The sequence below is a fragment of the Nocardia macrotermitis genome (assembly GCF_009604405.1).
Lineage (GTDB): Bacteria > Actinomycetota > Actinomycetes > Mycobacteriales > Mycobacteriaceae > Nocardia > Nocardia macrotermitis.
Genome location: NZ_WEGK01000003.1, coordinates 326,883 through 351,736, shown reverse-complemented (window position 1 = coordinate 351,736; position 24,854 = coordinate 326,883). Strand labels below are relative to the sequence as shown.

Genomic DNA, 24,854 nt, shown 5'->3' with positions numbered 1-24,854 from the left:
ACCGCCCAGAGTACCAGCGGTATTACTCCCAGTAATACCGAAACGATCGCGTGCTCTCGAATGCGACAGGGACCCGGGCACACGACCCGACCACGCCAGGCATCGCCGGATGTTCAACCGCCCTCGTCCTTGAACCGAGTTGCCCCTATTGTCTCGGGTATGACCAGTCGTCGACGACCCCACCGGAACCTGGAACTCGTGCCGAAGCCGGACATGGCGACCGAGCTACCCACCGAGCTCGACGGGGACGACGACCCGTTCGACTCTCCGATCCCAGTGGCGCCGATTCTCGAATCGCTCGACGCGGTCACCGATCCGCTGGACGCGGAACTGATCGGGGCGATGCTGCTGACATCCGCGAGCCTTGCGGGGGATGACGCGGAAGAGTTGGTGCTCACCTCGATGCTCCCCGCCTTCGAGGCATTGGGCGGTGTCCCGGCAGCGGGATTGCTGAGCATGTTCGCGGTGCTCGGAACCGAGCCGATCGCGGCGGCAGCCAAGCTGCACAAGAGTCGTCTCACGGTGCCCGCCAACGCATTTCCCGACTGGATCCGAAACCTCGAGGATCCGGTGACCGTACGCGGTTGTGTGGCGCTCACCGATCCAGAGGATGAAATATTCCTTCTGGCAGCGTATTTCGAACGGCCGCACGGCGCGCACGCGATGATGCTCATCGTCGATCCCGACGAATGCGGCGCGGCGGTACAGATCGCGATGCTGGAGCCCGAGGAGCTGCCCGACGCATTGGCCACGATACGCGGGCAGGCCCGCCGGGAAAACCTACGATTGACCGAAAAGCCCTTGGCCCCAGCAGAATTCCGGTGGCATGCGGAAGTCGCCCTCGACCATCGCGCCGACCACGACAGGGGCGACTCGACGTTCGGCGACACCCCCGAGGACAACCTCGATCTCGGCGACGAGGACGGCCCCGGCTACCACCTGCTCGCCACGCTGCTGCGCGCCCGGCTCCGGACACTGCCATTGTCGTCGATACCACGACCACCGCACGGCGACGACCTGGATCCGGACGCGCTCCTGAGCGTCCTGGAGGAGATGTCCGCCTCGGGATTGCTCGACACCGGCTCCGGACGCGGAACACGGTCCCTGAAACCCGCCAAGCTGCCCCCCAAACGCAAGACCCGAGACGGCCGGGCGCCGATCCTGCGCTTGCGGGTCGATCTGCGCTATGCCAAACCGCCGATCTGGCGGCGCCTCGAGGTTCCCGGTGACATCCCGTTGAACGAACTCCACGATGTCATCCAGACCGCGTTCGGCTGGACGAACAGTCACCTGTACTCGTTCGACACCGACTTCGGCACCTTCGGACGCCCCGATCCGCAACTGGGGCACCGGGCCGATGCCAAGACCACCCTCGAACAGGTCGCGGGCACGGTCGGCGCGAAACTTAGCTACACCTACGATTTCGGCGACGACTGGGAGCACGCGATCGTCGTCGAGCACTCCGGGCCCGCCACCGCGTCGGCAACCTATCCACGCTGCACCGGCGGCCGCCGTGCGACACCGCCGGAGGATTGCGGTGGGATGTGGGGGTACGAGAAGCTACTGGAGATTCTCGCCGATCCGAACCACCCCGAGCACGCAGATCGGCTCGAATGGCTGGGTTACGAGCATGCTGACCAGCACGATCCCGCCGCATTCGACAAGGCTGCGATAAATGCCGCGCTCACGGGACGGGACGGCAAGTCCGCACGCGGGAGGAAGTAGACGGCGCTGCCACATCAGCGCAATCCGCACAGCTGATTCCCTCCCCGCTCGGTCGCGAATCATGGTGCCGGAAAAACTATTTCGCGTTACCGAGCGCTCGGCGTCCGTTATCGATACAATGACGTCCGCTCGTAGCAATGTCATGGAGGTAGCGCCGAGGTGGGACGTCACCGGAAGAAGCCCGAATCGACGGTCCGGCGCAAGTCGGTGATCGCATTGTCCGGGTTGGTTCCCGGGGTGGTGTCCGTAACCACCCTGGCCACACAGGCTTCGGCCGCCGAGGTCACCCCCGCGGTGCACGCCATTGCGCTGCTGCCCACCGGATCGAGCAGCGGCTCGGCGGATTCCGGGTCGAGCAGCGGCTCCGCGGACTCCGGATCGAGCAGCGGCTCGAGCACACCGGAGATTCCCGGGATCGCGGCGACGGCATACAAGGTCGCCGCCGCCGAACTCGCTGTGGAACAGCCTCGATGCCACATGCCCTGGCAGTTGCTCGCCGGAATCGGCCGCGTCGAATCGCATCACGCCAACAACGGCAACGTCGACATGTTCGGCACCGCGCGCCGCAACATCTACGGCCCCGCCCTGGACGGCACCCTCGCGCACAACGAGATCATCCGCGACCACAACGGCAAATTCGCCCGCGCCGAGGGCCCGATGCAGTTCATGCCCACCACCTGGGCCCACTATGCCCGCCCCGGCAGCAACCCCCAGAACCTCTTCGACGCCAGCTACACCGCCGGAAACTACCTCTGCTCCGGCGGCCTCAACATGAACAAGCCCGAACAGCGCACCGCCGCCATCCTGCGCTACAACCATTCGATGGCGTACGTCACCCAGGTCATGGGCTGGGCTCACCGCTACACGTAGCGGTGAGCGGCCGTACGCGGCGATCTCATGTCGAGATGGAAACCGCTGGGCAGCAACATATTCCGCATCGCCGCCGGTCGACGTACGACGTATCGAGCGGTGCCGCCACGATGACGGCGGGCACGCGGCCATGCCGGGATTTCGGCACGCGACGACCAACACGTCCGGCTAGGCTCGTCCGGGCACGCGACGCGCGAAGATTCTGCGATGGCAAATGCGCCAGCCCTGCGGTTCGCGTCGCAGGGTGTCCTCGTAGACGACCGTGCCACTGGTCCCGTCGGCATGGACCGACAGCCCCTTGGATCGCGCCCGCACCAGATCGCCATCGCGGGCGACCACGACGATATTGGTGACGTGATGTCCGAGTGGCTGCGCCGGGTCGTCCTGGTTAGTGCGGGCCAATTCCCGTAGTGCCGCAAGACCTTCGATGGTGCCGAGCCCGAAATCCTCGAGGTCCAGCACCAGATCGTCGGCGTACAGCTCACCCCAACGATCCCAGTCACGGTCATCGGCCACATGTCCGTGCAGCGCGATCGTCTCGTGGATCGCGATCCGATCCGCCGCGGAAATGTCCACCATCCGAACACCTTTCACATAAGTGGGGAACTCCCCGTTTAGTCCTGGCTAGACTAACCGGGGAGTTCCCCACTTCGCAAGGAGAAAGATGACCGCCCGCCCCCTCCGCGCCGACGCACGCCGCAACTACGACCTGGTATCGGCGGCCGCGCGAGAGGTGTTCGACGAACTCGGCGTGAGCGCCCCCCTGGACGAGATCGCCCGCCGCGCCGGAGTCGGCAACGCGACCATGTACCGCCACTTCCCCACCCGCCGAGACCTGGTCATCGCCGTCTACGCCGAGGAGGTCACCGCCCTGGGCGGCCTGGCCCGCACCCTGCTCGACGCCCCCTCCCCCGCCGACGCCCTGTTCACCTGGCTCCGCGCCTTCATCACCCACGTCTCCACGAAAGGCCAACTCCCCCTGGCCATCCCGGAAGACGATTCCGGCCAGCGATCAACCCTGTACCAGGATTGGCACGCAACGATGCACACCGCCGCGGCCGATCTACTGAGCCGGGCACAGCACTCGGGCGCGATCCAGGCCGATCTCGACGTAACCGACCTACTCGCCGCCTGCAACGGAATCGGCCAGGCCGCCGCAGACGCACCGCAGATCGACCGTTTGCTGGCCATCGTTCGCACGGGTGTCACCCGCGACACGGCGTGAACGCCGCCCACCCTGTTCGACCAACTACGCACGCGAACCGACGGGTCTCGTATGTCGATACAGCCCGCCCGGATCGATCAGCCTGAACTTTCGGCTGACCGCAACAGACCGATTCTCGGAGGCGAATCCGTTTTTCCCAGCACCGGATCGGGCACCGATGAATTTCGTGATGAGCCCGCCTCTGTACGTGTAGGAGGTGATCGGCGCGACCGCAACGGTCGTGATCCAGCATCAGCTCCCCCTGACCTCGTCGGGTCCGGGAGCACGCACTCGTTTCAGCCTCGACGAACACCGCGTGCACCAACTCGACGGGCACGGCCCTCACGCACTGACGTGGAACAACGGAAAGAGAAGGTCATGTTGCTGGAAAACAAGAATGTCGTTGTCTACGGCGCAGGCGGCGCGATCGGCAGTGCGGTGGCCCGCGCATTCGCCCAGGAGGGTGCCCGGGTTTTCCTGACCGGCCGCACGCCGGACGTCATGGAGACGGCCGCGAAGGAGATCACAGCGGCGGGCGGCGCGGCCGAGACCGCTGTGGTGGATGCCGCCGACGAGAAGGCGGTAGCCGACCACCTGGCCGCGGTCGTCGCCGACGCGGGCACCCTCGACGTGTCGTTCAACGCGATCGGAATCTCACCGCGAGGGTTGCAGGGAATCCCGTTCACCGACCTGCCGATCGAGAATTTCCTGCACCCGATCACCACGTATACCCGGGCCCACTTCGTGACCGCGAAATCCGCTGCGCGACACATGATCGCCCAGCGGTCGGGCGTGATCATGATGAACACCCCCGAACCGGCGCGCCTGCCGTTGCCGCTGGTGGGTGGGATGAGTGTCGGATGGGCGGCGATGGAAGGTCTCAGCCGGGCGCTGTCGGCCGAATGGGCCCAGCACGGCGTCCGCACGATCTGCTTGCGCACCACCGGAATACCGGAGACGCCGACCATCCACACCGTGTTCGGGCTGCACGCGGACGCGCTCGGTACGACGAAGGATCAACTGCTCGAGATGGAAGGCGCGATGACCCACCGCAAGCGGTTGACCGCACTGGACGAACTCGCGCAAGCGGCGGTGTTGCTCGCCTCCGACCGGGCCTCGGCGATGACCGGCACCGTCGCCAACCTGACCGGCGGACTCGTCGTCGACTGACGCCAGCAACGACGTCGAACCTCTCTCGGACACAGAGGACCAACACAATGAGCGATCTACTCGCGACCGCGATCACCGCACACGGCGGTCTGGACCGTTGGAACCGGACCAAGACGATCCGCATCGACGCCGCCATCAGCGGAGCCTTCTGGCAGATGAAGGGAAAAGCGGACGCGATGAGCAACGTCCGCTTCGAGGTGGACACCACGCAGCAACAAGTGACCATGGACTACCGCACACAGGACCGCCGCTCACTCTTCCGACCCGACCGGGTCGAGTTGCAACGCCCCGACGGCGCCGTAGTCGGCGAGCGCGACGATCCGGAGCAGTCGTTCGCCGGCCACGACTTCCAAACCCCTTGGGACGACTTGCATCTGGCGTACTTCACCGGGGAAGCACTGTGGACGTACGTGAATACCCCGTTCCTGTTGACCTGGCCGGGTTTCGTCGGTGAAGAGATCGCCCCGATCGAAGCCGACGGCGAAACGTGGCGGCGGTTGCGCGTGACCTTCCCCGACCACATCAAGACCCACGCCCGTGAGCAGGTGTTCTGCTTCGGCCCCGACGGGTTGCTGCGCCGCCACGATTTCACCATCGACATCGTCGACCCGACCACTGAATCACATCTCTACGCGACCGGCTATCGCGACGTCGACGGCATCATGGTCCCGGCCACCCGCCGGGCCTACACATCGATGGGCGACGACCGGATCGTCCTGGTCGCCATCGACATGGCCGACATCACGATCTCGTGAGACGGCACACCGGCAAGAGAATTGGCGCATCATGCACCCTGTGACCGAAGCCGAGACCGGCAACGAGGATTTCGCGACGCTGAGCGGACCGTTCCGGCGTGAGCTGCTCGCCTACTGCTACCGCATGCTCGGCTCCATCGACGACGCCGAGGAAGTGGTCCAGGACGTCTACCTCAGCGCCTGGCACGCATACGACAGGTTCGAGGGCCGCTCGTCGTTGCGCACCTGGCTCTACCGCATCGCGACCCGGGCCTGTCTCAAAGCGCTGGAAAAAGGCCGACGCCGACCGCTGCCCGCCGATCTCGGCGCCCCCGAGACGAACCTGAACACGACGCGAGCCCGGCGTTCCCCCGAGACGCCGTGGCTGCAACCGATCCCCGATTTCCTGTTCACCGCCGCACCGACCGACCCGGAAACCGTTGTGGTGCAACGACACTCCATGCGGCTAGCCCTGATCGGAGCGCTCCAGCGACTGCCGCCGCGGCAACGGGCCGTGCTGATACTTCGCGACGTGCTGCAATGGCGAACCGCCGAGGTCGCGGAGCTGTTGGAGATGACGACAGCGGCCGTCAACAGCGCGTTGCAACGCGCGCGAGACCAGATTCCGCTGCGCGAGGACGACCTGACCGAACCGGCCGAACCACAGCAGCGGGCCCTACTCGACCGCTACGTCACCGCCTTCGAAACCGCGGACGTCGATCAACTCGTCGCGATCCTGACCGAGGACGCCAGATGGGAAATGCCGCCGATCACAACCTGGTTCGAGGGCCGCGACACCATCATCGCCTTCCTCGCCCAGCAGATGCGAACGATCGGACCCACCAGGCTGGTCGCCGCATCCGCCAACGGACAGCCCGCGTTCGCGGTCTACGCTCGCGGCCGCGACGGCGAATTTCACCCACACGCGCTGCACGTACTCACGCTCACGACCGAGGGCATCGGCCGGATCGTCGCGTTCCACGGCGCAGCGCTGTTTCCGCTCTTCGGACTCTGACAACAGCAACGTGATGTCCGAACCGGAAAGAACCGAGGCACTCGACAGGCAGTTGCGGCTGTTCTGCCACCTCATGCTCGGCTCCGCCGACGCCGCCGAGCACATGATGCGACAAATCCACCGCCACGCACTCGAACATCAAGTCGGCCAACAGGATCAACGATCCGAACGTCTCCGACTGTTCGGCATCGCCGCCGACCTGTGCGGCGTCCACCCCACCGCACCCCCCTGAGGATCACAATGACCACCATCGCGGTATTCGGCGCCACCGGCTATTCCGGCGGCAACATCGCGACCGAAGCGACGACACGCGGACACCGAGTCATCGCAATCGCACGCAACACCGCCCCACTCGCGTCCCGCGCCGACCTGGACGTCCGCCCCGGTTCGCTGTTCGACGAAAAATTCGTGCGCGACGTCGCCTCCGACGCGGACATACTGGTGGTGGCGTTGCAGGCTCACGGCACAGGATTGGCCGACCACATTCCCACACTCGGCAAGATCGCCTCCGCCAACGCCGCGCGCCTCGGCCTCGTCGGCGGCGCGGGCAACCTGCGCGTCGCACCGGATGGACCACGCGTGCTCGACACCCCACTCTTCCCGGAAGAATTCCGCGAAGACGGCAACGCCCACGCCGCGGTCCTGACCCGACTGCGAGCCCTCCCAAACACTGTGGATTGGTTCAGCCTCTCACCGCCCGCGTTGTACAACGCGAACAACCGAGGCACACGCACCGGCGCCTTCCGAGTAGGCGACGATGTGCTGCTGGTAAACGCCGACGGAAACTCACACATCAGCGGCGAAGACTACGCCATCGCCTTCGTCGACGAGATCGACAAACCAACCCACCACAGAACCGTATTCACCGTCGCCTACTGAGACAGCCGGTGATCAGTGGGTTTCATTGGTACACAAGGAAACTCGAGGTTATGACAATATGGTTACGCCTACCCAGGGAACCGCACCGCCGACCATCTACGGCGGCCCGGGATCACAGTTGTCCGCGTCAACCTGCCGAGTGGGGTTCACCCGGAACAACGCACCGCCGCCGTCCCCCGCGACAACCACTCCATGACCTACGTCGCCGAGGCCATAGGCCAGCCCACCACTGCGCGTAGGTCCAATCCGGACGACCGGTGACAGTGTGCGCTGGCGGTAATGTGTACCGCATGTCCGCGATCTTCGATTGGGCCAGCACAGACAACCTCCAACCCGAACCGGTCACGGTCGAGATCTGGCGACAGTTACCGGAAGACTTCTGTCGGAGTGTCGAGGTCGTCAACGGCAACGTGGTGCGATGCGAGGAACCAAGCAGAGCACACCAGAAAGCCGCCCGTCGAATCACAAATATGATCGAGGAAGCGGCACGCGACTATATGCGGGCCAATCCGGACGACTGCCTGGACGCCGACGGCGATTTCGACGTCGTCCTCTGGGACGTACCGAGAATGACAATCCGTAGCCCCGACGCCGCGCTGTTCGATTGTGCGCCGAATGGCGTTCGCCCCCTTCCGGCCCGGCATGTCAAACTCGTCGTGGAAGTGGTCTCGCCCGGTAGCGCCAAGACCGACCGCGTGGAGAAGATGGCCGAATACGCGGCGGCCGGAATCCCGTGGTACTGGATCGTCACCCTTCGGGACAACGCCGTGTACGGGATCGAAGTGCACGTTCTGGATCATCAGTCCGGCGGGTACAAGTTCGTTCGGGAACTACGGCCCGGCACAGGTGCCGCAGTCGATGTACCGATCCGTATCAACATCGACTGGGATCAGCTCACCGAACTGGTCCTGTGATCCCGCTGCGCGAATGGAACTCCGGCACCCGGACTACACCCCATGACCTCATCGACCAGGCACCTACACGAACGGCCTTGTCTCCTACTGGACTTCGATGGACCCATCTGCTCGGTCTTCTCCGGTGTCTCCAGCAGGACCGCCGTCGAACAACTCGTCACATTACTCGAATCGGACATTCCAGCGGAGGTCACCGCCGACGATGACCCGTTCGACGTCCTCGCTTTCGCCGCACTCCTCGGACCGACCATCGCTGATGCCATCGAACGGCAACTCGCCACGATCGAACTCGACGCCATCGCCTCCGCGCGACCAACTCCGCACGCGCACAACGTGATACGCACCGCCGCTCGGCACGGCCGAATCGCAATCGTCAGCAACAACTCTCATGCCGCCATCAGCGCCTACCTCGATGCACACGGACTCACCGAACATGTCACCGGCGTCTACGCGCGCACGGACGCGGACCCCTCACACCTGAAACCACACCCATACTTACTGCACGCGGCGATCCGCGGGCTCGGCACCACACCCGACCAGTGCACATTCGTCGGCGATTCGGTAACCGACATCCTCGCGGGAGAGGCCGCCGCAGTCCCGGTGATCGCATTCGCCAACAAACCAGGCAAGTCCGAGAAGTTGGCCGCTCACGTACCGGCAGCGATCATCAACTCGATGAACGAGCTGTTCAGCGCGTCGACATCTCCTCCCGCCGATCACCACCCCGGTAACATCATCGGCTGACGGCCGGAAGCCCTCGACTGGAGCTCCTACCGGCACCGCACTGGCCGGAACCACTGGAACACAACCGATCTCATCCAGATCCAGATCAGAGGACGGCGCGGGATGGCTACGGACACAGCGGATCGCGCCCGAACCAAACCGATGGTGCACCGAAGGGAGTTCCCGTGGGCTCACGGCGTGACTACTACAACGATCCACAAGCGCCGGAAGCGAATTCGCTGAAACCAGGGGCCTCCGCTCTGGTCGTGGACGAGCTCGGACGGGTGCTCATGCAGCGGCGGGGTGATTCGGGGAACTGGTCGCTGCCCGGGGGGATCATGGAGGTAGGGGAAACGCTGTCGGAGTGTGCGGTACGCGAGACTCGGGAAGAAACCGGTCTGGATATCGAGATCACGGGGTTGCTCGGGATCTACACCGCCCCTCAGCATGTGATCGCCTACGCGGATGGGGAGGTTCGGCAGGAGTTCGCGGTGATCTATTACGGCAGGGTGACCGGTGGGACGGTCACGGTGTCACACGAGTCCACCGCGGTGGAGTTCCTCACGCTGGACGAACTGGAATCGTTGCCGGTGCACCCGACTGTGCGGCTTCGGTTGCGGCACCATGCGGAACACCGGGGAACGCCTTACCTGGGGTAACGATTCGTTGCCCGGCAAGAAGATTCCCAACGGCATCCGTGTCATCTGAGATTCCGTAGGGCGCTGTCCGTCCGTGGCGAACGGTAGGCGGGCGGACAGGCCCCGGAATATCGATTCAGCGCAGACCCAGGTCCTTCGCAACGATCGTCTTCATGACTTCGCTTGTGCCAGCGTAGATTCGGGCTACTCGGGCGTCGGCGTAGAGGCGGGCTATGGGGTATTCGAGCATGTAGCCGTAGCCACCGAAGAGTTGGAGGCAGCGGTCTACTACTCGGGCTTGGACTTCGGTGCAGAAGAGTTTGGTGCGGGCGGCGTCGGGGCCGGAGAGTTCGCCTTCGACCAGGTCCAGGACGGCTCGGTCGATCATGGTTTGGGCGGCTTCGACCTCTGCGGACATGGCCGCGAGTTCGAACTTGGTGTTCTGGTAGGAGGCCACCGGTTGGCCGAATGCCTTGCGCTCCTTGACGTATTCGCTCGTGGCGATGATCGCCGAACGCGCCTGTGCCACCGAGCCGACGGCGACGGTGATGCGTTCCTGGGCCAGGTTGTGGCCGAGGTAGCCGAAGGCCTCGCCCTCTTCGCCGAGCCGATTCGATTGCGGCACACGGACATTGTCGAAGGCGAGCTCGACGGTGTCCTGGACCTTGCAGCCGAGCTTGTCCAGGACGCGCCCCTTGGTGAAGCCGGGGCGGCCGCTCTCCACGACGATCAGGCTCAGGCCCGCGCGACGGTTGTCGGGGTCGGTGTCGGTGCGGGCGACCACGATCACCAGGTCGGCCAGGAGGCCGCCGGTGATGAAAGTCTTTGCGCCGTTGATGATGTAGTCCTCACCGTCGCGGACCGCGGTGGTGCACACACCCGCGAGGTCGGAGCCGGTGCCGGGTTCGGTCATGGCGACCGCGGTGAGCAGGGTGCCGTTCGCCAGGCCGGGGAACCAGCGTTGACGTTGCTCCTCGTTCGCGTATTCCAGGAAGTACGGCAGGATCACATCGATCTGGGTGCGCACGGTCGAGAGGGTGACCAGCGCGCGATACGCCTCCTCCTGCAACACCGCGTTGAAGCGGTAGTCCCGCACTCCCCCGCCGCCGTACTCCTCCGGAATCGCGGTGCCCAGCATGCCGAGTTCGCCCATGCGCTCGAAGATTTCGCGCGGCATCCGGCCCGCCCGCTCCCAGTCCGGGTAGTGCGGGACCACTTCCTTTTCGATGAATTGCCTTGCCAGGTCCCGGAATGCCTCGTGATCGGCGGTGTAGAGGGTGCGGCGCACGACGGCTCCTTCAGGACGCTAGTTCGACGATGGTGGCGTTGGCGGTTCCGCCGCCCTCGCACATGGTTTGCAGGCCGTAGCGAATTCCGTTGTCGCGCATGTGATGAATCATGCGGGTCATCAGAACCGCACCCGAGCCGCCGAGCGGGTGGCCCAGGGCGATCGCGCCGCCGAGCGGATTCATCGCGGCCGGATCCGCGCCGGTTTCGGCGAGCCAGGCCAGCGGGACGGGCGCGAAAGCCTCGTTCACCTCGAAGACGCCGATGTCGGAGATGCCGATTCCCGCCTTGCGCAACGCTTTTGCCGTCGCGGGGATGGGACCGGTGAGCATGAGCACCGGATCGGCTCCGGTGACAGCGCCCACCCGATACCGCACCAGGGGTGTGAGTCCGAGTTCGCGGGCCCGCTCGGCGGTCGTAACCAGCAGTGCCGCAGCACCATCGGAGATCTGGGAGGAGCTACCCGCGTGGATGACGCCGTCGTCCTGGAAGGCCGGTTTCAGGCCCGCGAGCTTCTCGACTGTGGTGCCGCGACGGATGCCCTCATCGGCGGTGACCGTCCCGGAATCCGTTGTGACCGAGACGATCTGCTCCTCGAACGCGCCCTTGTCCTGCGCGGCGGCCGCCCGCTCGTGCGACTGCGCGGAGAACTCGTCCAGCCGAGTCCGCGTGAAACCCCACTTCTGCGCGATCAATTCGGCCGAAATGCCCTGGTTGAAGGAGAAATTCTCGTACCGCGCAAGCACTTTCGGCCCGTACGGCATCCCGGTGGAACGTGCCGAACCGAGCGGCACCCGGCTCATCACCTCGACCCCACCGGCCACCACGACGTCCTGCTGCCCGGACGCCACGGCCTGCGCGGCGAAATCCAGTGCCTGCTGGCTCGATCCGCACGCCCGGTTGATCGTCGTCCCCGGAATCGTCTCCGGCCAGCCCGCCGCCAACACCGCGTACCGGCCGATATTGCTGGACTGATCGCCCACCTGGGAGACGCAACCCCAGATCACGTCGTCCACGACCACCGGATCAATCCCGGTGCGCCGCGCCAACTCCGTCAGCACGACCGCCGACAGGTCCGCGGCGTGCATACCGGACATCCCGCCGTTCCGTTTACCGACCGGGGTCCGCACGGCCCCGGCGATGACTACTTCACGCATCTGTTTCCCTGGTCTTCTCGGAGTCGCCGCCGCGCATCGCAGGACGATGCACGGTCCAGCGACCGGTGAATTGAGCTTCGCGCTTCTCGGCGAAGGCGGCGAACGCCTCGGGAGCGTCCGCGGTGGCGAAATTGAGTCCCTGCGCGGTGGCCTCGCCGGCGAGTGCCTCACGCAGCGTGTGATCGGCCCCGGCATTGAGCAGCGCCTTGGTCTGTGCCAACGCAATCGGCGGCCCCGCGGCCAAACGAGCGGCGAGATCGCTCACGTACGTGTCGATCTCGTCCTCGGATACCATCCAGGTCACCAAGCTCAGCCCCAAAGCCTCTGCGGCCCCGATGGTCTCGGCGAGCAGCGCGAGCCGCTTGGCCTGTTGCAGCCCGACAAGTTTCGGCAACAACCACGACCCACCCAGATCCAACGACAACCCGCGCTGCGCGAAGATCTGCGAAAACCGGGCCTGCGCCGACGCGACCACCAGATCGCACCCCAACGCCAGATTCCACCCCGCACCGACAGCCACTCCCCGAACCTTGGCAACCGTCGGCATCGGCAACTCGTGCAGCAGCAACGCCACGTCGGTCAACTCCCGCATCCGATACACCGGATGACTGTTGTCCGGCGCGGAGATATCCGCCCCCGAACAGAATGCCCCGCCCGCCCCGGTAAGCACCACGGCCCGCACCGACCGATCAACCGCGGTGTCCCGCAACGCATCCGCGAGCGTCAACCACAACTCGTGATCGATCGCGTTCTTGCGCCGAGGCCGGTTCAGCGTGAGCGTCCGCACGCCGGCCGCATCATCGATCAGCAGAACTGGCTCGCCGGACATTCACACCTCCCTCATCATTCGCAGCAAGGGAATTGGCGCGACGCGACTCGGCCCACCAGCACGGAACCTCACGTACGATCGCGTAACTCCCTGCACCACAGTGAGTTCCACCGATGGCCGAGCACTGCCAACGCAACCCTCGATTCCCCTGCGTGCGGCTGTCATGATGCTTCCACCGGCGGCTGGTACCGCGCACCGACCGCCCCGCTCCCCCGAAGCGTGGCAATTTCCGCTGCGCTGCAACCGATCTCGGCCAGCAGACTGTCGGTGTGTTCGCCGAGTCCCGGCACCGGGCCCATGGGCGGTTCGAAGCCGTCGATCACTGCGGGAGGAAGTACCGCGACGATGCGCCCGCCCGGGGTGTCGATGGTGCGCAGCCGATGACGTTCGACCAGCTGCGGATGGTTGATCACCTCGCTGGGCTTGTTGTACCGCGAGTTGCCGATCCCGACCTCGTCGGCGACCTTCTGGATGTGCTCCAGATCATGTGCCGCACACCAGCTTCCGATCGCGTCATCGAGCTCGGCACGATGCTCACAGCGCCCCGGGTTGGTCAGGAATCGCGCGTCCTCGGCCAGATCGGGGCGGCCCAGCATATCCCGGGACAGCCGCTGCCATTCGCGATCGTTGGTGGTGCCCAACACAACCGTCTGATCGTCGGCCGTGCGGTAGGCGCCGTAGGGCGCGACGGCCGGGGAACTCATCCCCAGCGGCACCAGATCCACACCCGAATACCGCGCGTAATTCAGGTGGTACCCCATCATCTCGGCCATCATGTCGAACAGGCTGACCGCGATATTCGTCCCGGATCCGGGTCCGTTGCGCAGTCGCCCGCACAGCGTCGCCAGAATCGACAGTGCCGCATACAGTCCCGTGGTCACATCGGCCATCGGCGGGCCGGGTTTGGCGGGTGAATCGGCCGTCCCGGTCACCGCGCACACTCCGGATTCGGCCTGCACCAGCAGGTCGTAGGCGCGCTTGTGCGATAGCGGCCCGCCCGCGCCGAAGCCGTCGATCTCCACGGCGATCAGATCCGGGTGCCGGGCCGAGATGTCCTGCGGCGCAAGGCCCAAGCGCGCGGTCGCCCCGGGCGCGAGATTCGACACCAGCACATCCGCGCGATCCAGCAGCCGATGCAGAAGTTCCACGCCCGCATCGGATTTCAGGTCCAGGGTGACCGATTCCTTGCCCCGGTTGCACCAGACGAAGTGCGCGGCCTGCCCCTGCACCACATCGTCGTAGTAGCGGGCGAAGTCGCCGCCCGAGGGGTTCTCGACCTTGATCACCCGGGCCCCGAAATCGGCCAGGGCGCGCGTGCACATCGGCGCGGACACCGCCTGTTCCAGCGCGACGACCGTGATTCCGGCCAGCGGACCGGCACTCGGATCCAGCATCACATCACCATGCCGCCGTCCACCGGCAGCACCTGGCCGGTGATGAAGGAGGCGGCGTCGGTCGCGAGGAACACGAACGCCCCGGCGACCTCCTGCGGATCGGCCCAGCGCCGCAACGGAATCCGGTTCAACATCTGCTTGGCGAACTTCTCGTCGGTGCGGATGGTGTCGGTCATCGGCGTGGCGGCCAGCGGCGCGAGCGCGTTCACCAGGATGTTCTTGCGAGCCAGTTCGCGCGCAAGGGATTTGGTGATGCCGATGATGGCGGCCTTGGCCGCGGAGTAGTTCACCTGGCCCAGGGTGCCGACGATGCCCGCCGAGGAGGTCACGTTGATGATCCGCCCGGTGCCGTCGGTCGGCAGATACGGCAGCGCCGCCTGCGAGACGTTGAAGGTGCCCATGGTGTGGATCTCCAGCAGCCGCCGCACCGAGTCCGCGGTGATGTCGGAGAACATGTGCGGATCGGTGACACCGGCGTTGTTCACCACGATATGCAGTGTGCCCCCGGCCAATTCGGCCGCACGCGCGGTGGCGGCGTCGGCCGCCTCACGATCGGACACATCCAGCGCGAAACTCGCAGCGGTACCACCGTTTCCGACGATCTTCTCCGCAACTGCCGCTGCCGCATCCCCGTTCACGTCGGTGACCAGCACCGCCGCGCCCTGCGTCGCGAGCGCCTGGGCCACCGCGGACCCGATCCCCCCGGCCGCGCCGGTGACCAGCGCCGCGCGCCCACTCAGATCGAACAATCCATTGTTGCCTGCCATCGGCCGACTCCCTGTGTGATTCGTGTACCGGACACCTGCGCGTCCCGGTCCTGTCCTGACCGCCGCGTCCACGGCGGCCATCGGTTCCGGCGGGCCATCCTCGAGCCCGGGAAACCTTGCGGCTCAATAACTCCGGGGCAGCCCGAGCACGTGCGAGCCCAGGTAGTTCAGGATCATCTCCTGACTGATCGGCGCGATCCGCATCACCCGCGCCTCCCGGAAGTACCGCGCCACGTGATACTCCTCGGCGTACCCCATCCCGCCGTGCGTCTGCAATGCCCGGTCCGCGGCGGTGAAACCCGCATCGGCACAAAGGTATTTGGCGGTATTGGCCTCGCGCCCACACGGCAGCCCCTGGTCGTAACGCCAGGTTGCCTTGCGCAACACCAACTCCGCGGCGTCGAGCCGGGCCAGCGAATCGGCCAGCGGGAACTGCACGCCCTGGTTCATCCCGATCGGCCGGTCGAACACCACGCGTTCCTTGGCGTACCGCACCGCGTGATCCAGTGCCACCCGGCCGATCCCGAGCGCCTCGGCGGCGATCAGCATGCGTTCGGGATTGAGCCCGTCGAGCAGGTATTTGAAGCCCATCCCCTCCTCACCCACCCGATCCTCGACCGGAATCCGCAGCCCGTCGATGAACAGCTCGTTGGAGGTGACCGCGTTGCGCCCCATCTTCGCGATCGGCCGGATGTCGACGTGCGCGCGATCCAGATCGGTCAGGAACAACGTCATCCCGTCGGTCTTCTTGGAGACCTCGTCGTACCGCTGCGTCCGCGTGAGCAGCAGGATCTTCTCGGACTCCATCGCCTTGGAGATCCACACCTTGCGCCCGTTCACCACGTAGTGGTCCCCGTCGCGCCGCGCGAACGTGGTGATCCGCGAAGTATCCAGTCCCGCACCGGGTTCGGTGACGCCGAAGCACACGTGCAGCTCCCCCTCGGCGATCCGCGGCAACGTGCGCGCCTTGAGTTCGTCGGACCCGTGCACCACCACCGGCTGCATACCGAAGATCGACATGTGGATGGCGGTGGCCGCGTTCATCGCACCGCCCGAGCGCGAGACCTCCTCGGCCAGCAGCGTGGCCTCGGTGATGCCCAGCCCGTGCCCGCCGTACTCCTCGGGAATCGTGATGCCCAGCCAGCCACCCTTGGCGATGGCGTCGTAGAACTCGGTCGGGAACTCGTGCGCCTGATCCTTGGCCATCCAGTACTGATCGTCGAACTTGCGGCACAGCTCCGCGACGGTGCTGCGAATCAGCTGTTGATCCTCGGTCAGCTCGAAATTCATGCCGCCGCTCGTCATCGTGGGACTCCTCTCCGCCCCTGGGGGCCGGACTCTGCGGACTTCGGGCCCGCGACGAACCGGGCACGCAACGCTAGGGAAACTATATTCTCTTATTTGGAGAATCACCATCCGATCCGTCGGAAACCAGGGCGGAACCGCCGACGCGGCCGGTCACGACCCACTTCCGATGGTCACGATTCCCCCAGGCCGGAGCCCCGGCGTTGACTATCGCCCGGGTTCATGGAAATCTAGTCCTCAGTTTTAGAGAATCAGATTCTCACGAGAGGAGGTCGGCATGCGCCTGCCGCCGCTACCGGCGGACCAGTGGGACGACCGCACCCGCGACGCGTTCCGCGCCCTGCTGCCCCGCGCGATGCGCAATCCCGAATCCGCGGGCCCCGCCATGGCACCGCTGGCCCGGCACCCGGACCTGACCGAGGCGTTCCTCGGGTTCAGCGTGCATCTGTTGTTCCGGTCCACGCTGCCGCCCCGCGCCCGCGAACTGATCATCCTGCGCGTGGCCCACAACCGCCGCTGCGAATACGAGTGGGTGCACCACTTGAAGTTCGCGCAGGAGGCGGGACTGACCGTAGCGGAGATCGAGGCCGTCACCCGCGGCGAAGGCACCGACGACTTCGACCGCCTCATCCTGTCCTGCGTCGACGAGCTCGACGCGAAATCCGAACTCTCCGACGAGACCTGGTCCGCCCTGGCCGAACGTCTCGACGAGAAACAGCGCATGGACCTGGTCTTCACCATCGGCGGCTACATCGCGATGTCCATGGCACTCAACACTTTCGGCGTCAAGACCGATCACTGAGAGGTAAATCCCTTGCCACACTTCACAAAACCGGCTGCCGGCAGCTGGACGGAGAATTACCCCGAGCTGGGTACCGACGTGGTCGACTTCACCGACTCCACCGATCCCGCCTTCTACGCCGACGAGCAGGAGGCCATCTTCAAGAAGAGCTGGCTCAACGTCGGCCGCGTCGAGCGCCTGCCGAAGGTGGGCAGCTACTTCACCCGCGAACTCGCCTGTGTGAACGCGTCTTTCGTCATCGCGAAGGATCACGACAAGCAGATCCGCGCGTACTACAACATCTGCCGTCACCGCGGTAACAAGCTGGTCTGGGAGGACTACCCGGGCGAGGAGACCGCCGGCACCTGCCGCCAGTTCACCTGCAAGTACCACGCCTGGCGCTACAGCCTCGAGGGTGAGGCCACCTTCGTGCAGCAGGAGAAGGAATTCTTCGACATCGACAAGAGCAAGTTCGGGCTCAAGTCGGTGCGCTGCGAGGTGTGGGAGGGCTTCATCTTCATCAACCTCGACGACAACGCCCAGCCGCTCGAAGAATACCTCGGCGCGTGGGCAAAAGGCTTGGAGGGCTACCCCTTCCACGAGATGACCGAGGTCTACAGCTACCGCTCCGAGATCGGCGCGAACTGGAAGCTGTTCATCGACGCGTTCGCCGAGTTCTACCACGCACCCGTGCTGCACATGAAGCAGGCGGTCAAGGACGAGGCCGACAAGCTGCTCGAGGTCGGTTTCGAGGCCCTGCACTACGAGTGCTGGACCCCGCACTCGATGGTCTCCTCGTGGGGCGGCATGGCCCCGCCGAAGGACCCGAGCATGGTCAAGCCGATCGAGCGCGAGCTACGCAGCGGCCTGTTCGGCCCGTGGGACCGCCCCGACATCGAGGGCCTGGACCCGCTGCCGTCCGGCGTCAACCCCGCGGGCCACAAGGCTTGGGGCGTGGACGAATTCGAGGTCTTCCCCAACTTCGGCATCCTGATCTGGGCGCCGGGCTGGTACCTGACCTACCACTACTGGCCGACCGCGGTGAACAAGCACGTCTTCGAGGCGAACCTGTACTTCGTGCCGCCGAAGAACGCCACCGAGCGGCTGCGCCAGGAACTGGCCGGGGTCACCTTCAAGGAGTACGCGCTCCAGGACGCCAACACCCTCGAGGCGACCCAGACCATGCTCGAGACCGGCGCGATCACCGAGTTCCCGCTCAACGACCAGGAGGTGCTGCTGCGCCACCTGCACATCACCGTCCAGAACATCGTGAAGGAGTACCGCAATGCCCGCGCAGCCAGCTGAGACCAAGACCCTGCCCGCCGAATTCGCTGACCTGCAACGGTTTTCGGACTGGATTCTGGCGACCGAGCCCGAGCGCTACACCAAGCGCCTGGCCTCGTCGATGGAGCAGATGCAGGACCTCTACGAGGCCGTCTTCCCGCGTTTGCAGGAGGCGCTGGCCCACATCGAGAAGTTCGACTGGAACGACCTGCCCGACGAGCAGCGCCACCTGTTCCACCTGTTGCAGTCGCTGGTGATGGTCTCCTTCCCGGTGGAGGTCTGGAAGCAGCCGCGCGTGCCGGACTCCGGCGCGGCCTACGTCGCCGTGGTCTCCGAGCCGGTGGTGTAACCCGTGCTCACACTTCGAGCGGCCGGTCTGCTGGACATCGACACCGGCGAGATCATCCGGCCCGGCATCGTGCATGTCGACGGCGATCGCATTGTCGGACTGGGCGGTCCGGAGCGCGAGGAGGTCCTGGACCTCGGCGACGTCGTGCTGCTGCCCGGGCTGATGGACATGGAGGTCAATCTGCTGATGGGCGGTCGCGGCGAGACCGGCCTGGCCTCGAGTGTGACCGACGACCCCGCCCTGCGGATGATGCGTGCGGTGGGCAATGCCCGCCGCACGCTGCGGGCGGGGTTCACCACCGTGCGCAACCTGGGTCTGTTCGTGAAGACCGGCGGTTACCTGCTGGACGTCGCGCTGGGTAAGGCGATCGATCGCGGCTGGATCGACGGACCCCGGATCGTGCCCGCCGGACACGCGATCACCCCGCTGGGCGGGCATCTGGATCCGACCATGTTCTCCGCCTTCGCCCCCGACGTGCTGAAGCTGACCCTCGAGGAGGGCATCGCCAACGGCGTGGACGAGGTGCGCAAGGCGGTGCGGTACCAGATCAAGTACGGCGCGCAGCTGATCAAGATCTGCGTATCCGGCGGTGTCATGTCGCTGACGGGATCGCCTGGTGCGCAACACTATTCGGATGACGAGTTGCGCGCCATCGTGGACGAGGCGCATCGGCGCGGCCTCAAGGTCGCCGCGCACACGCACGGCGCGGAGGCGGTCCGGCACGCGGTCGACTGCGGAATCGACTGCATCGAGCACGGATTCCTCATCGACGACGAGACCATCGACATGATGGTCGAGCACAACACCTGGCTGGTGCCCACCACCCGGCTCACCGACGCCATGGACATCTCGCACGCCGACCCGGCGCTCAAAGCCAAAGCGGCGGAGATGTTTCCGAAGGCGCAGAGTTCGGTGCTGGCCGCCTACAAGGCGGGCGTGCGGATCGCCGTGGGCACCGACGCACCGGCCATTCCGCACGGCAAGAACGCGGACGAACTCGTCGCGCTGGTCTCACGCGGGCTCGCGCCCCTGGACGTGTTGCGCGCGGCGACGGTCAACGGCGCGGACCTCATCGACGCCGAGGACCGCGGGCGGCTGGCCGAGGGCATGCTGGCCGACATCATCGCCGTGCCCGGCAACCCGATCGAAGACATCACCGTCACCCAGGACGTGCGGTTCGTGATGAAAGGCGGCAAGGTCTTTGTCCAGCGATAAACCCTCGCGCTACGAGGATCTCCTCGACATCCAGCAGTTGCTGGCCAAGTACGCGGTGACCATCACCCAGGGCGATATCGACGGCGTGGTCTCGGTGTTCACCCCCGACGGCACCTACAGCGCGTTCGGCGACACCTACACCCTGGACCTGTTCCCGGAGCTGGTCGCCGCCGCGCCCAAGGGCCTGTTCCTCACGGGCACACCGGTTCTCGACATCGACGGTGACACCGCGACCGGCACCCAGCCGCTGTGCTTCATCGACAACACCAATCACGACATGCGGATCGGCTACTACAGCGACACGCTCGTGCGGACCGAGAACGGCTGGCGTTTGCGAACCCGCCGAATGACCTTCATCCGGCGCAACGGGAACCACGACTCGGGTATCCCGCACGCCTTCGAGCGCAGCCGCCAATGACGTCGGTGCGGTCGGCCGGGTCAACGACGCCTCGGCCGCCCGCGACGCGCTCGACCGCACTTCGGCGGGCCGCACGCCTTGGTCCGGCCCGCCCGATCACACGTTCAACGGCACGCCCTGCTACGGCCACCCGCATCGACCACGCCTTCAACAGCACGCCCCGCTACAGAGCCACCCGCAACACGCTCGATCATGCGTTCAACGGCACGCTCTGGTCCGGCCACCCGCACTGCGCTCGATCACGCGTTCGGCGGCACGGCCTGATCCAGCCACCCGCAATGCGCTCGACCACGCGTTCGGAGGCATACCCCGCTACGGCCGCCGCAACACGCTCGACCATGCGTTTGGCAGACACCATGCTGCGGCCGCCCGCACAGTTCGGGACGCGCAGTAGCCCGCCGGACCTGACATCCGGCGGTCGGTAGCTCCCGAGAGAGTCTGAACATTATGGATATCAACGAGTTTCGTGCCGGAGTGCGCGCCTGGCTCGATGAGAACGATCTGACGCCCGGCCCCGATCACTCGCTCGACGCCGAGTTGGAGCAGTTGTGCCGGGTGCGGCGCGCGCTGTACGACGCGGGCTGGATGCGGTACGGGTGGCCCGCCGAGGTCGGTGGCCTGGGCGGCCCCGCGGTGCTGCGCGCGATTCTCGGTGAGGAGGTCGCCACGCGCGACCTGGCCGAACCCGGGAACTACTCGATGATCGAGGTGCTCGCGCCGACGATGATCTCCTACGCTCGACCCGAGTTGGCCGCGGAGATGGTGCCCCGGCTGCTGTCCGGACGCGAGCAGTGGTGTCAGGGATTCTCCGAGCCCGGATCCGGTAGCGATCTGGCCTCACTGAGCACGAAAGCCGTTGCGGACGGCGATCATTGGGTGGTCAACGGGCAGAAGGTGTGGACCAGCCTCGCGCAGTACGCCGCACGCTGCGTCCTGCTCACCCGCACCGCGCCCGGCCACGACGGGATCACCGCGTTCTTCCTCGACATGGACACCCCCGGCATCACCGTGCGCCCCCTGCGCACCATGCACGGCGTGGACGAGTTCGCCGAAGTGTACTTCGATGACGTCCGCGTTCCCGCCGATCGCATGCTGGGACGTCCGGGCGACGGTTGGAAGGTCGCGATGGACCTGCTCCCGCACGAGCGCTCCACCTGCTTCTGGCACCGCATCGCCTACCTGTTCACCCGCCTGGACCGGGTGATCGACCAGACCACGATCCCCGACGACGCCGAACTCGGTTCAGCCTTCCTGGCCCTGCACACCGTGCGCTGCCGATCCCGAGAAACCCAGCAGCGCTTGGCATCCGGCGCGTCGTTGGGCCCGGAGACCTCGGTGGACAAGATCCTGCTGGCCACCGCCGAACAACAACTCCTAGACACCGCCCGCGACCTGCTCCCCGGCGCGGTCGAACTCCAGGATTCCCCGTGGCGCACCGAATTCCTCTACTCCCGCGCCGCCACCATTTACGGCGGCACCGCCGAGATCCAACGCAACATCGTCGCCCGGCGACTGCTGGACCTGGGGAAAGAATGAGTGTGCACGGCGGGCCGACCCCGGCCATGCGACCGGTATCGTCTGCCGACCTGTTGCGGCACACGGTAATTCAGCCGCACCCGACCTGCTTCACCCGCGCGATGGAACCGAACCTTCGCACAACAGTCGCCCGGACAACGCGCGACCCTCGCACCGGACGACAGCCCTTCACGGTTCACTGTGTGTCCGAATACCCGGACCGGCGGTCGAGATACTCGTGCGATGAGGAAGGAAAGCTCCTGTGACAGATAGTGATTCCGCCGAGATCGAGCTGCTGACCGAGAGTCTACGCAAGGCGATGACCTCTGCCTCGGGAGCCGAACTGGATCGGGCGCTGGGTGAGTTGGGGTGGGCGGAGATGCTTGCCGAGATGCCCGATGTAGCAATACCTTTGGTATTTCGGCTGCTCGGGGAGACCGGGGCGCATGCGCCGGTGCTCAATGATGTGGTGGCGCTGGAGGCGGGAAAGCCGTTGGGCGGCACTGTGACTCTGCCGTTCGCGGGTGGGTCCTGGGTGGTGTGGGAGCGCACCGATCAGCCCGGTGGCACGGTCGATGAGGAACTGCCGTTGCATCCGGCCGCCGACGGGACCGATGTTCCGCTGAGCGCCGGACGTCGGGCGTTGGCCTGGTGGTTGATCGGCAGCGGCCGGACCATGTTGGCGCTGGCGCGGCAACATGCGTTGGACCGCAAGCAGTTCGGGAAGCCGGTGGCGTCGTTCCAGGCGATCCGGCATCGGCTGGCCGAGACGCTGGTCGCGCTCGAGGGGGCCGAGGCGACGCTGAGTACCGCCGACGACGAGTTCGGCGCGCTGCTGGCCAAGGCCGCCGCGGGCAGAGCCGCGCTGCTGGCCGCGAAACACTGTCAGCAGACGCTCGGCGGAATCGGATTCACCGCCGAACACGATTTGCAGGGCCACATCCGGCGCGTGCTGGTGCTGGACGGATTGCTGGGCAGCACAAGGGAATTGACCCGCGAGGCCGGTGCCCGCATTCGCACCGCGGGAGCCGCGCCCAGGCTGGCCCAGTTGTAACCCTCGAACCGCCGACCCGCGCGTCGGCCCGAAGCTCGGGTCATCCCCGAGGCACACATGGCAGTAGGCCCGATGCGAGATCCGCACCGGGCCTACTGCTGTTCTCAGCCGAGAACTCAGCTGCAAGCCGCGGACTTGCCGCCCTGCATCGTCAGCAACTGGCAGAAGGTGGCCGCGGCGACCTTCCACTTGCCGCCATCCTGCACCGCCTTGCCGGTCTGGTTGGGCAGCACCGGAGTTCCGCCCATGACGATCGAGTAGGTCACGGTGGCGTGGGTGGGGTCACTGAGAGTCACCGCCGAAACGGTGGCCGAGGTGCCCTGCGCCTGCGGATTGCTCGCCTGGGCCTGCAACACCGGAGCGAACACGTCGCCCTTCTCCACCAGCGTGGCCTTGTCGGCGGCGGAGGTCTTGGCGTCGAAGAACTTCGTGAAGACCTCGGTCACCGCCTGGGTGGTCGCGGCATCGGCCTTGGTCCCCGCGCTGGCGGTGGTCGCGGCCGCGGAACTCGCCGCGGCCGCGGTGGTCGAACTGCTGCTGGAGCTGTTCGACGAGCCGCAGCCGGCCAGCACGGAAGCGCCGACGGCCACCAGGGCGGCACAGATCGCGGTCCGGCGGAAAAGGGTATCGCGCATGAGTATATTTCTTTCCGGAAGGAATTTCGGGGTGGATGAAATCCCACCGCGGGTGCTTCGGCGGAATTCGACCGCTTCGCTGCCGTGTCACGTATAGCGAAGCGCTGCCGGTGAATTCGAGTGGAATGCCGACAGCGATCATGCTAGCCAATGACACGTCCCGCGTGTTGCGAATTCCCTTCTTCGGAGGGAAATTCCTCCGGTTATTTCAGCTTCTCCTTCATCTCGGCCAGATGCGCCAGAATCGGCATACCGGTATGGCTCAGCGCATTGCCGTGCCCGGTCTGGTGCACATCGAATACCGATTGGATGGCCGCGTAGAAACCCTGGATGTCCAGGGTCTGATTGACCGCGCGCTTGGCCTGCCGCAACCCGAACGGCGGCATGGTGGCGATGTGCCGGGCCAGCTCGGAGGTCTCGGCATCGAGCTGCTCGCGCGGCACCACCTTGTTCACCATGCCCACCTGTTCGGCCTCGCGCGCGGTGACCGGACGTCCGGTGAACAGGATCTCCTTGGCCTTGCGCGGCCCCAATTCCCAAGTGTGCCCGTGATATTCGACGCCGCCGATACCCATCAGCACCACCGGATCGGAGAACAGCGCGTCCTCGGAGGCCACGATCAGATCGCACGGCCAGCACAGCAGCAGCCCGCCGGAGATGCACCGGCCCTGCACCGCCGCGATCGACGGCTTCGGCACGTTGCGCCAGCGCAGCGAATATTCCAGATACCGCCGCGCCTCGGTCGTGTAGATCATCTCGAGCGTGATCTTGTCCGGCCATTTCCCGCCGCCGCGTAGATCGTGCCCGGAGGAGAAATGTTTACCCTCGCCCCGCAATACGATCACCGACACCTCCTCGTCGGCCGCCGCACGTGTCCAGGCCTGATCGAGTTCGTCGAGCAGCTCCGGGTTCTGCGCATTGGCGACCTCGGGGCGATTCAGCGTTATGGTCGCGACCTTGTCGGCGACCTCGTAGCGGATGAACAAATCGGG

General features: G+C 65.9%; 27 protein-coding genes. 18 read left to right on the top strand and 9 right to left on the bottom strand.

Annotation, left to right across the window (positions count from 1 at the left end):
• The first annotated feature begins 159 nt into the window (after nucleotides 1-159).
• Both NRB20_RS08820 and NRB20_RS08815 read left to right on the top strand, forming a co-directional pair.
• Nucleotides 160-1,725 carry a plasmid pRiA4b ORF-3 family protein gene (locus NRB20_RS08820; protein ID WP_194289768.1) on the top strand — a complete coding sequence of 522 codons (1,566 nt, stop codon included), beginning with the start codon at nucleotides 160-162 and terminating at the stop codon, nucleotides 1,723-1,725.
• Between the two features lie 159 nt (nucleotides 1,726-1,884).
• A complete protein-coding gene (locus NRB20_RS08815; protein WP_194289767.1) occupies nucleotides 1,885-2,595 on the top strand; it encodes a lytic transglycosylase domain-containing protein in 711 nt (236 codons plus the stop codon).
• Nucleotides 2,596-2,763: 168 nt separating this feature from the next.
• Here NRB20_RS08815 and NRB20_RS08810 read toward each other — a convergent pair whose 3' ends face one another.
• Nucleotides 2,764-3,174 (bottom strand): nuclear transport factor 2 family protein, encoded by a 411-nt coding sequence (locus tag NRB20_RS08810; RefSeq protein WP_153409333.1) that lies wholly within the window; start codon nucleotides 3,172-3,174, stop codon nucleotides 2,764-2,766.
• An 85-nt stretch (nucleotides 3,175-3,259) separates the two neighbouring features.
• On the opposite strand from NRB20_RS08810, the gene NRB20_RS08805 reads away from it, so the two are divergent.
• From NRB20_RS08805 to NRB20_RS08765, 9 genes are all read left to right on the top strand, one after another.
• Nucleotides 3,260-3,820 carry a TetR/AcrR family transcriptional regulator gene (locus NRB20_RS08805; protein ID WP_153409332.1) on the top strand — a complete coding sequence of 187 codons (561 nt, stop codon included), beginning with the start codon at nucleotides 3,260-3,262 and terminating at the stop codon, nucleotides 3,818-3,820.
• A 357-nt stretch (nucleotides 3,821-4,177) separates the two neighbouring features.
• The gene (locus NRB20_RS08800) at nucleotides 4,178-4,969 is read left to right on the top strand and encodes an SDR family NAD(P)-dependent oxidoreductase (protein ID WP_153409330.1); all 792 of its coding nucleotides are present in this window, start codon (nucleotides 4,178-4,180) and stop codon (nucleotides 4,967-4,969) included.
• 47 nt (nucleotides 4,970-5,016) lie between these two features.
• Nucleotides 5,017-5,724, top strand: a complete 708-nt coding sequence (locus NRB20_RS08795; RefSeq protein ID WP_153409328.1) for a hypothetical protein — start codon at nucleotides 5,017-5,019, stop codon at nucleotides 5,722-5,724.
• Nucleotides 5,725-5,755: 31 nt separating this feature from the next.
• Nucleotides 5,756-6,718 (top strand): sigma-70 family RNA polymerase sigma factor, encoded by a 963-nt coding sequence (locus NRB20_RS08790; RefSeq protein ID WP_153409326.1) that lies wholly within the window; start codon nucleotides 5,756-5,758, stop codon nucleotides 6,716-6,718.
• Nucleotides 6,719-6,731: 13 nt separating this feature from the next.
• On the top strand, nucleotides 6,732-6,950 hold the full coding sequence (locus NRB20_RS08785) for a hypothetical protein (protein WP_153409324.1): 219 nt from the start codon (nucleotides 6,732-6,734) through the stop codon (nucleotides 6,948-6,950).
• A gap of 8 nt (nucleotides 6,951-6,958) precedes the next feature.
• Nucleotides 6,959-7,597, top strand: coding sequence for an NAD(P)-dependent oxidoreductase (locus tag NRB20_RS08780; RefSeq protein ID WP_153409323.1), 639 nt, complete (start codon nucleotides 6,959-6,961; stop codon nucleotides 7,595-7,597).
• Between the two features lie 290 nt (nucleotides 7,598-7,887).
• The gene (locus NRB20_RS08775) at nucleotides 7,888-8,511 is read left to right on the top strand and encodes a Uma2 family endonuclease (RefSeq protein WP_153409321.1); all 624 of its coding nucleotides are present in this window, start codon (nucleotides 7,888-7,890) and stop codon (nucleotides 8,509-8,511) included.
• A gap of 42 nt (nucleotides 8,512-8,553) precedes the next feature.
• Nucleotides 8,554-9,255: an HAD family hydrolase gene (locus tag NRB20_RS08770; protein ID WP_153409319.1), complete on the top strand. Its 702-nt coding sequence runs from the start codon at nucleotides 8,554-8,556 to the stop codon at nucleotides 9,253-9,255.
• A 164-nt stretch (nucleotides 9,256-9,419) separates the two neighbouring features.
• Entirely contained in the window at nucleotides 9,420-9,893 is a 474-nt protein-coding gene (locus NRB20_RS08765; RefSeq protein ID WP_319944644.1) for an NUDIX hydrolase, read from the top strand.
• 115 nt (nucleotides 9,894-10,008) lie between these two features.
• Here NRB20_RS08765 and NRB20_RS08760 read toward each other — a convergent pair whose 3' ends face one another.
• From NRB20_RS08760 to NRB20_RS08735, 6 genes are all read right to left on the bottom strand, one after another.
• Nucleotides 10,009-11,160, bottom strand: a complete 1,152-nt coding sequence (locus NRB20_RS08760; RefSeq protein WP_319944643.1) for an acyl-CoA dehydrogenase family protein — start codon at nucleotides 11,158-11,160, stop codon at nucleotides 10,009-10,011.
• A gap of 10 nt (nucleotides 11,161-11,170) precedes the next feature.
• Nucleotides 11,171-12,316: a thiolase family protein gene (locus NRB20_RS08755; RefSeq protein ID WP_153409315.1), complete on the bottom strand. Its 1,146-nt coding sequence runs from the start codon at nucleotides 12,314-12,316 to the stop codon at nucleotides 11,171-11,173.
• The gene (locus tag NRB20_RS08750) at nucleotides 12,309-13,145 is read right to left on the bottom strand and encodes an enoyl-CoA hydratase/isomerase family protein (protein WP_153409313.1); all 837 of its coding nucleotides are present in this window, start codon (nucleotides 13,143-13,145) and stop codon (nucleotides 12,309-12,311) included. The genes NRB20_RS08755 and NRB20_RS08750 overlap by 8 nt, the downstream gene beginning before the upstream one ends.
• A gap of 161 nt (nucleotides 13,146-13,306) precedes the next feature.
• Nucleotides 13,307-14,539: a CaiB/BaiF CoA transferase family protein gene (locus NRB20_RS08745; protein ID WP_153409311.1), complete on the bottom strand. Its 1,233-nt coding sequence runs from the start codon at nucleotides 14,537-14,539 to the stop codon at nucleotides 13,307-13,309.
• Complete coding sequence (locus NRB20_RS08740) at nucleotides 14,539-15,306, bottom strand: SDR family NAD(P)-dependent oxidoreductase (RefSeq protein ID WP_153409309.1); 768 nt, start codon at nucleotides 15,304-15,306, stop codon at nucleotides 14,539-14,541. Before NRB20_RS08740 ends, NRB20_RS08745 begins: the two co-directional genes overlap by 1 nt.
• Nucleotides 15,307-15,429: 123 nt before the next feature.
• Nucleotides 15,430-16,596, bottom strand: coding sequence for an acyl-CoA dehydrogenase family protein (locus tag NRB20_RS08735; RefSeq protein WP_153409830.1), 1,167 nt, complete (start codon nucleotides 16,594-16,596; stop codon nucleotides 15,430-15,432).
• Between the two features lie 292 nt (nucleotides 16,597-16,888).
• Between NRB20_RS08735 and NRB20_RS08730 the strand changes: the two genes are divergently transcribed.
• From NRB20_RS08730 to NRB20_RS08700, 7 genes are all read left to right on the top strand, one after another.
• Nucleotides 16,889-17,413, top strand: a complete 525-nt coding sequence (locus NRB20_RS08730) for a carboxymuconolactone decarboxylase family protein (RefSeq protein WP_153409308.1) — start codon at nucleotides 16,889-16,891, stop codon at nucleotides 17,411-17,413.
• 12 nt (nucleotides 17,414-17,425) lie between these two features.
• Nucleotides 17,426-18,697, top strand: a complete 1,272-nt coding sequence (locus NRB20_RS08725; RefSeq protein WP_153409306.1) for an aromatic ring-hydroxylating oxygenase subunit alpha — start codon at nucleotides 17,426-17,428, stop codon at nucleotides 18,695-18,697.
• On the top strand, nucleotides 18,678-19,025 hold the full coding sequence (locus tag NRB20_RS08720) for a hypothetical protein (RefSeq protein WP_153409304.1): 348 nt from the start codon (nucleotides 18,678-18,680) through the stop codon (nucleotides 19,023-19,025). The genes NRB20_RS08725 and NRB20_RS08720 overlap by 20 nt, the downstream gene beginning before the upstream one ends.
• Before the next feature lie 3 nt (nucleotides 19,026-19,028).
• Nucleotides 19,029-20,240, top strand: coding sequence for a metal-dependent hydrolase family protein (locus NRB20_RS08715; protein ID WP_319944642.1), 1,212 nt, complete (start codon nucleotides 19,029-19,031; stop codon nucleotides 20,238-20,240).
• On the top strand, nucleotides 20,227-20,658 hold the full coding sequence (locus NRB20_RS08710) for a nuclear transport factor 2 family protein (RefSeq protein ID WP_153409302.1): 432 nt from the start codon (nucleotides 20,227-20,229) through the stop codon (nucleotides 20,656-20,658). The genes NRB20_RS08715 and NRB20_RS08710 overlap by 14 nt, the downstream gene beginning before the upstream one ends.
• Before the next feature lie 447 nt (nucleotides 20,659-21,105).
• Complete coding sequence (locus NRB20_RS08705; protein WP_153409300.1) at nucleotides 21,106-22,194, top strand: acyl-CoA dehydrogenase family protein; 1,089 nt, start codon at nucleotides 21,106-21,108, stop codon at nucleotides 22,192-22,194.
• 241 nt (nucleotides 22,195-22,435) lie between these two features.
• The gene (locus NRB20_RS08700; protein WP_406603795.1) at nucleotides 22,436-23,227 is read left to right on the top strand and encodes an acyl-CoA dehydrogenase family protein; all 792 of its coding nucleotides are present in this window, start codon (nucleotides 22,436-22,438) and stop codon (nucleotides 23,225-23,227) included.
• 116 nt (nucleotides 23,228-23,343) lie between these two features.
• On the opposite strand, the gene NRB20_RS08695 is transcribed toward NRB20_RS08700, so the two are convergent.
• Together NRB20_RS08695 and NRB20_RS08690 are read right to left on the bottom strand one after the other, a co-directional pair.
• Entirely contained in the window at nucleotides 23,344-23,862 is a 519-nt protein-coding gene (locus NRB20_RS08695) for a hypothetical protein (RefSeq protein ID WP_153409298.1), read from the bottom strand.
• Nucleotides 23,863-24,065: 203 nt separating this feature from the next.
• Complete coding sequence (locus tag NRB20_RS08690) at nucleotides 24,066-24,848, bottom strand: enoyl-CoA hydratase (protein WP_153409296.1); 783 nt, start codon at nucleotides 24,846-24,848, stop codon at nucleotides 24,066-24,068.
• Nucleotides 24,849-24,854 lie beyond the last annotated feature (6 nt).